This window comes from Anaerorudis cellulosivorans (genome assembly GCF_025943985.1).
Lineage (GTDB): Bacteria > Bacteroidota > Bacteroidia > Bacteroidales > Dysgonomonadaceae > Anaerorudis > Anaerorudis cellulosivorans.
Map to the genome: position 1 here is coordinate 127776 of NZ_JAPCWE010000008.1, position 6977 is coordinate 134752.

6 protein-coding genes and 1 pseudogene are annotated in these 6977 nt (G+C 50.7%); 4 read left to right on the top strand and 3 right to left on the bottom strand.

Annotated features, from left to right (window positions below):
* Positions 1–10: 10 nt before the first annotated feature.
* Positions 11–448: a BT0820 family HAD-type phosphatase gene (locus tag OLM34_RS06395; RefSeq protein WP_264406021.1), complete on the bottom strand. Its 438-nt coding sequence runs from the start codon at positions 446–448 to the stop codon at positions 11–13.
* Between the two features lie 228 nt (positions 449–676).
* Between OLM34_RS06395 and OLM34_RS06400 the strand changes: the two genes are divergently transcribed.
* From OLM34_RS06400 to OLM34_RS06410, 3 genes are all read left to right on the top strand, one after another.
* Positions 677–1486 carry a polysaccharide biosynthesis/export family protein gene (locus OLM34_RS06400; RefSeq protein WP_413777199.1) on the top strand — a complete coding sequence of 270 codons (810 nt, stop codon included), beginning with the start codon at positions 677–679 and terminating at the stop codon, positions 1484–1486.
* Between the two features lie 4 nt (positions 1487–1490).
* The gene (locus OLM34_RS06405) at positions 1491–3860 is read left to right on the top strand and encodes a GumC family protein (RefSeq protein ID WP_264406011.1); all 2370 of its coding nucleotides are present in this window, start codon (positions 1491–1493) and stop codon (positions 3858–3860) included.
* Between the two features lie 62 nt (positions 3861–3922).
* The gene (locus tag OLM34_RS06410; RefSeq protein ID WP_264406013.1) at positions 3923–6316 is read left to right on the top strand and encodes a GumC family protein; all 2394 of its coding nucleotides are present in this window, start codon (positions 3923–3925) and stop codon (positions 6314–6316) included.
* Here the strand turns inward: OLM34_RS06410 and OLM34_RS11475 are convergent.
* Together OLM34_RS11475 and OLM34_RS06420 are read right to left on the bottom strand one after the other, a co-directional pair.
* Complete coding sequence (locus tag OLM34_RS11475; protein ID WP_413777198.1) at positions 6274–6378, bottom strand: hypothetical protein; 105 nt, start codon at positions 6376–6378, stop codon at positions 6274–6276. The two genes, OLM34_RS06410 and OLM34_RS11475, sit on opposite strands and share 43 nt — an antisense overlap.
* Positions 6379–6407: 29 nt before the next feature.
* Positions 6408–6532 (bottom strand): annotated as a pseudogene (locus tag OLM34_RS06420) (IS66 family transposase); the annotation flags it as partial.
* Positions 6533–6612: 80 nt separating this feature from the next.
* Between OLM34_RS06420 and tnpA the strand changes: the two are divergent.
* The coding region (gene tnpA, locus OLM34_RS06425) for an IS66 family insertion sequence element accessory protein TnpA (protein WP_264406015.1) at positions 6613–6977 on the top strand (365 nt) is incomplete at its 3' end.

The following is a 6977-nucleotide window of genomic DNA, read 5'->3' on the forward strand; positions in this document are numbered from 1 at the left end:
GAGATTTTTCTTATTTTTTTCTGCGGAAGCGGGAGAAGAAGCCTTGCTTTTCTTTCCGGGGTGCGGCATATCCGTGTGACAACATGACGGCCTCTTCGGTACTGATGCCTTTTCCCATGGCTTGAATGGTGTGATAGATCAGTCCCCAGTCGGTGAGTCCGCCCAGGTTGCGATCGTCGATGAACAGGTCGGCCGTGAGTTTGCGTGGTGCGGCGGTGCGGTCTTCACCGGGGTAGTTTTCGTTGGCGGCAAAGAAACGGAGTCCCCGCTCGGCGCAATAGTCGAGTGCTTCCTGAAGGAGCTGCCCTTCGCGCACCGACCACAGGATGAGGCGGTGGCCTTCCTGTTGCAGGCGGATGAGGGTTTCGATGGCAAACGGGATGGGTTTGCCGATCGCCGGATAGGCGTGTTCTACGATGGTGCCGTCAAAATCTACTGCGATAATCATCATGCATGTTCCTTTTTTAGGATGCAAAGATACGGCATTACTTATTTAAAAAACCTTAATTTGTGAAAAATAGCGTAGGACTGAACGGTTATTATGGGGATTTTCTTTATTTTTGCATCGTCATGGGAACAAATCCCATGGAAACAGACTACCAAAAACAACTTTGCCGGCGACAAAAGGCGGAATACGGCCTTTTCCCGGCAAGACGAACAAGAAAAAACCGTTGAAATGAACATAACGAGGTATCTTTTTCTTCCGGCGGCGATGGCAGCAGTGATGGTGATGATTTTCACCGGCTGCGGGTCTTCGAAAAAAATTGCCTATCTGCAAGGTGCGGAGACGCTTACGGCCGAGCAGTTGGCTCAACAGACAGTGCCGTTGTACGACGCGCGCATCATGCCCAAAGATTTATTGACCATAACGGTGACGGCTACCGATCCGGAATCGGTGCAGCCGTTTAATCTGATTGTTCCGGCCGTGAAGACGGGGCTGGTGATGAGTTCGCAGCCGCAGCTGCAGCCGTATCTGGTGGACAACAACGGACAAATCGATTTTCCCGTGTTGGGAATGATTACGCTGAAAGGACTGACCAAACGACAGGCCGAGGATAAAATTACCGGGTTGCTAAGCGCTTACCTGAAAGAGGAGCCGGTGGTGACGGTGAGTTTTGTCAATTACAAGATTGCGGTGTTGGGCGAAGTGGCCCGGCCGAACACGTTTACCATTTCGAACGAGAAAGTGAATATTTTTGAGGCGCTGGCTCTTGCGGGCGACATGACGATATGGGGACGACGGGATAACGTGAAGATCATCCGCGAAGATGCGGAGGGCAACAAGCGGGTCATCCCGATGAATCTGAATGAGGCGGACATTATTTTTTCGCCCGATTTTTATCTGCAGCAAAACGATGTGGTATATGTCGAGCCCAACAAAACGAAGGCGCAGAATGCCGAGATCAGCAATGCCACGGGGTTGTGGGTGTCGGCCACTTCCATTTTGGTGTCTATTGCCAGCTTAATCGTCAATATATTAAAGTGATTTCATGAACGAACAATCTACCTATGCCAATCCTGCTTCTGCTGCCGGCAAGGGCGAAGAAGAGGAAATTTCGCTGGTTGAACTTTTTTGGAAATACGTCCGTTATTGGAAATGGATCGTGTTGGGGGTGGTGGTTGCCCTCCTGGTTGCCGGGATATACCTTTATTTTGCCACGCCGGTGTATAAAGTAACCTCGAGCGTGATTTTGAAAGATGTGCAGTCGGCTCAAAAAACACCGACTATCGGGGCAATCGACGAGCTGGCGCTGCTGGGTGCGGTTAACAATGTGGAAGACGAGGCTTTCGTGATGAAGTCGAAAGCGGTGGTGCAGGCGGTGGTCGACCGGCTCGACCTGCATACGTCGTATATCGTGGCAGGGCGCATCAAGGATACCGACTTATATACGCAGAGTCCCGTGATTGTGGCGATGGAGCGCAGCGAGCTCGACAACTTGAAGGAGGCTATCGAGCTGGAGATGGCGATGGTGTCGGCTTCGTCGGTACGGGTGAAGAGCCTTATGCCCGGACTGTCGGTGGATACGGTGTTCACGAGTTTGCCGGCGTTGCTGCATACCTCTTACGGCAATATCAGTTTTACGCGACGTGAAGGGGTGAAACCCGATTACCGGAAGCTGCTGGTTACCATCCGAAGACCGGAAGCGGTGATCAGGGCGTGTCGCGCTAATCTGGACATTCAGCAGGCCAACCGGCAGTCGTCGGTGCTGAACCTGGCTTACAATACGCCTTACCCCTCGATAGGGAGAGATTTTCTGAATACGTTGATCGAAGAATACAACAATCAGGCCATCGAAGACAAGAATATGGAGGCGCTGAACACGCAGAAGTTCATCAACGAGCGCATTGCCATCATCGATAAGGAATTGAGCGAGGCGGAGCAGAACGTGGAAGAATATAAACGGTCGCAGGGGTTGACGGACCTGCAGGCCGATCTGGCGCGAACGATGCAGATGAGCAGTCAGTACGAGCAGCAGTTGGTGGAGGTGGAGAGCCAGCTGAGCATCGTGAAATCGCTGCGCGATTACGTGAATAATCCGGCGAATGTCGACCAGCCCATCCCGGTGAACATCGGCATCGAGGATCCGACGCTGAATGCCACCATCAGCGAGTACAACCGCCTGTTGCTGCAACGGCAGCGACTGGCTCAGAGCGTGACGCCCGACAATCCGGTGATGCGGAAGTTGGAGGACGAGATTGCGGGGTTGCGGACATCCATCAATTCGTCGATCAGCAGTGTGCTTCAAGGGCTCACCACGCGACGCCGGGATTTGATGAACCAATCGAACCTCTACAGCGGACGAATCGGCAGCATGCCGACGCAGGAGCGGGAGTTTCTCGACCTTTCGCGCGAACAGCAGATCAAGGCGAACCTGTTTTTGATGTTGCTGCAGAAGCGGGAGGAGAATGCACTGGCACTGGCGGCGGTGGCCAACAAGGCGAAGGTGCTCGACGAGGCTACGGTAGCGGGCAAAGTGGCACCACGCACGTCCATCGTATTGGCGGCTGCGCTCCTGTTGGGATTGCTGTTGCCCGGCGTGATTATTTATGTGGTGAGTTTGTTTCAATACCGCATCGAGTCGCGTGCCGACGTGGAGAAGATCGCAAAGGTGCCGTTATTGGCCGAAATTCCGCGATATGAGGAGGAGGACGAAAATATTGCTATTGCGAAAGACGACCGCAGCAGTATTGCCGAAGCGTTCCGCATGTTGCGTACCAGCCTGATGCTGGCATTGGGGGGCGACAAAAAGGTAGTGCTTTTTACCTCGACCGTGTCGGGCGAGGGTAAAACGTTTGTCGCCATCAATACGGCACTGAGCCTTGCGCTACTCAACAAGAAGGTGGTGATTGTGGAGCTCGACTTGCGCATTCCGCGCGTGCGGCAGTATATTCATTTGGAGGCCAAAAGCGGGATAACCAACTATTTGTCGGGCTTGGAAGACGATGTCGAGCAACTGGTGGTTCCTTCGGGTATAAACGAGAACCTGGATGTGTTGCCTTCGGGTCCCATACCGCCCAATCCGGCCGAGCTGCTGACCCATCCTACCTTGGATAAGGCTATTGCACGGTTGTGCGAGCGGTATGATTATATCGTGATCGACTCGCCTCCGGTGAGTCAGGTGGCCGATACGTTGATCGTCAACCGCGTTTCCGACGCTACGGTGTATGTGTGCCGGGCCGGCTATTCGAGCAAAAATTCGCTGCGCTTTGCCAATGACCTGATGGAGGAGGGGAGACTGAAAAACATGCTGCTTGTGGTCAACGATGTGAAGGATTTTCATCACGGCTACGGTTATCGCTACGGTTATCGCTACGGTTACGGTAACGATAAAGCCAAAAAGAAACACCGCAAATCTTAAATTTTAATCAATACAGTGAAAAACAGCCTGTTGATAAATTATAAATATGGTGAGGTAATTCCATGAAGGAACAGCCAACCCATGACAACCCTCCTTTTCAGTCCGAAACAGGCGAAGGAGAAGAATTTTCCCTGATCGAACTTTTTTGGAAATACATCCGTTATTGGAAATGGATTGTGGCAGGGGTGGCGGTTGCACTGATGGCGGCGGCCGGATATCTTTATTATGCCACGCCGGTGTATAAGGTATCGGCAAGGGTGATATTGAAAGATGTGCAGTCGGCTCAAAAAACACCGACTATCGGGGCAATTGACGAATTGACACTGTTGGTTGCGGTGAACAATGTGGAAGACGAAACTTTTGTGATGAAGTCGCAATCGGTGCTGCAGGCGGTGGTTGACCGGCTCGACCTGCATACGTCGTATATCGTGGAAGGACGCATCAAAAATACCGACTTGTACACCAAGAGTCCGGTGATTGTGGCGATGGAAAAGAGCGAGCTCGACAACCTGAAGCAGAATATCGATCTGGAGATGGCGATGCTTTCGGATGGGTCGATAGCGGTAAAAGGGATCACACCCGGACTTCCGTCGGATACGGTGTTCAAGAATCTTCCGGCCTTGCTGCATACCTCTTACGGCAACATTAGTTTTACGCGGCGTGAAGGGGTAGAACCTGATTACCGGCTTTTGTATATTTCCATTCGGAAGCCGGAAACAGTCATCGATGCATATTTAGCCGACTTGGATATTCAGCAGGCCAACCGGCAATCGTCGGTGCTTAACCTCTCGTTTAATACGCCGTATATCGAAAAGGGTAAAGATTTTTTGAATACGTTGATTGAAGAATACAACAATCAGGCCATCGAAGACAAGAACATGGAGGCGCTGAACACGCAGAAGTTCATCAACGAGCGCATTGTTATTATCGACAGGGAACTGAGTGCGGCGGAGCAGAACGTGGAAGAATATAAACGGTCGCAGGGGTTGACCGACCTGCAGGCCGATCTGGCGCGCACCATGCAGATGAGCAGTCGGTACGAGCAGCAGTTGGTGGAGGTGGAGAGCCAGCTGAGCATCGTAAAATTGCTGCGCGATTACGTGAATAATCCGGCGAATGCCGACAAGACAATTCCGGTGAATATCGGTATCGACGACCCCATGTTGAATGCGGCTATCAGCGAGTACAACCGCCTGTTGCTGCAACGGCAGCGATTGACACAGAGCGTGACGCCCGACAATCCGGTGATGCGGAAGTTGGAGGACGAGATTGCGGGGTTGCGCACGGCAATCAATTCGTCTATCAACAGTGTGCTGCAAGGATTGACAACCAAACAAAAGGATCTTTTCAATCAGGCAAGCCTGTACAGTGGCAAAATCGGCAGTATGCCGACACAGGAGCGGGAGTTTCTCGACCTTTCGCGCGAACAGCAGATCAAGGCGAACCTGTTTTTGATGCTGCTGCAGAAGCGGGAGGAGAATGCACTGGCACTGGCGGCGGTAGCCAACAAGGCAAAGGTACTCAACAAGGCGAAGACAGTGGGTAAAATTTATCCGCGTACTACGTTAGTACTCGCAGTGGCATTGGTGTTGGGGTTGCTGCTTCCCGGTGCTGTCATTTATGCAGTAAGTTTGTTCCGATATCGCATCGAGTCGCGTGCGGATGTCGAAAAAATTGCAACAGTGCCCTTGTTGGCCGAAATTCCGCGCCATGAGGAAGAAGGGGATAACGAAAATATTGCCATCAAGAAAGACGATCGCAGCAGCATTGCCGAGGCATTCCGCATGTTGCGTACCAGCCTGATGTTGGCGTTGGGAGGAGACAAGAAGGCGGTGGTGTTTACCTCGACCGTTCCGGGTGAAGGGAAAACGTTTGTCGCCATCAATACGGCGTTGAGTTTTGCATTGTTGGATAAAAAAGTGCTGATCATGGAACTCGACTTGCGCCTTTCTCGCATTCGGCAATATTTTCACATAGGGGTTAAGGAGGGTATCAGTAATTACTTGTCGGGGATGGAAAGTGATATCGACAAGCTGGTGGTGCCATCGGGAATCCACGAGAATTTGTTTGTGTTGCCTTCAGGTCCTATACCGCCCAATCCGGCAGAGTTGCTGTCACGCGATATGTTGGATAAGGCTATGGAACATTTGCGTGAGAAATACGATTATATATTTATTGACTCGCCGCCGGTGAACCAGGTGGCCGATACGCTGATCATCAATCGCGTTTCCGACGCTACGGTGTATGTGTGCCGTGCAGGCTATTCGAGCAAAAATTTACTGCGCTTTGCCAACGAACTGATGGAGCAGGGAAAACTGAAAAACATGCTGCTCGTGGTGAACGACGTGAAAGATCTGCACCACTACGATTACCGCTATGGCCATGGTTATCCACGACAGTACTATAAATATGGCTACGGCAACGATAAAGCCAAAAAGAAACACCGCAAATTGTGATTACCGCAAAACGGGTAATTCTTCTGCCCAAGTACCGGCGGACGTATGCCGTTTTCCGCCATGTTGTTGTCTATGCGGTAGCGGCCGTCTGAATATATCCCTTGACGGTTTTATGTTTTTCATCATTCACCACAGGTAAGGTGGTTTCGTCCACTTGGATGTAATCGGTGGCCGATACCCTTTCTTTGAGTCGTAGTATAAGGGACGGAGCAAATCGGTTGTATGTAAGCACCCGATAAAGTTCCCGTTTTAGTATTCATCTTAATTTTTGATCTTTGCGGCAAACATAACAATATATGACGCCGATAAGTAAAGAAGAATTTATGGTGATACTGGAACGCCAGCAGAGCAGTGGTTTAAGCATCAAAGATTTTTGTTCCAATGAATCGTACACTGTTTCAAGTTTTCATTACTGGAAAAGCAAATTTGGATTAACCCGTCCATACAATAATCATGCAGGTGAGACTGCTGTGGATAAACTGACACCCATCAGCTTTAATCTTCCGGAAAATAAGCCTGCACGTAAAGCTGCTACATCGGGTAATAATAAAGGAGAGATCAGAATAAAACTTCCGGGTGGTATCCAGGTCAGTTTTATAGGCATTACTCAAACAGAAGCCGCTATTAATTTACTCGCTCAAATCTGCTCTTCACATGTTCT

Excerpts from the sequence above, each read along its gene's own strand:
- OLM34_RS11475 (WP_413777198.1), bottom strand. The coding sequence starts at position 6,378 with ATGGCGGAAAACGGCATACGTCCGCCGGTACTTGGGCAGAAGAATTAC.
- OLM34_RS06410 (WP_264406013.1), top strand. The coding sequence starts at position 3,923 with ATGAAGGAACAGCCAACCCATGACAACCCTCCTTTTCAGTCCGAAACA.
- OLM34_RS06395 (WP_264406021.1), bottom strand. The coding sequence starts at position 448 with ATGATTATCGCAGTAGATTTTGACGGCACCATCGTAGAACACGCCTAT.
- OLM34_RS06405 (WP_264406011.1), top strand. The coding sequence starts at position 1,491 with ATGAACGAACAATCTACCTATGCCAATCCTGCTTCTGCTGCCGGCAAG.
- OLM34_RS06400 (WP_413777199.1), top strand. The coding sequence starts at position 677 with ATGAACATAACGAGGTATCTTTTTCTTCCGGCGGCGATGGCAGCAGTG.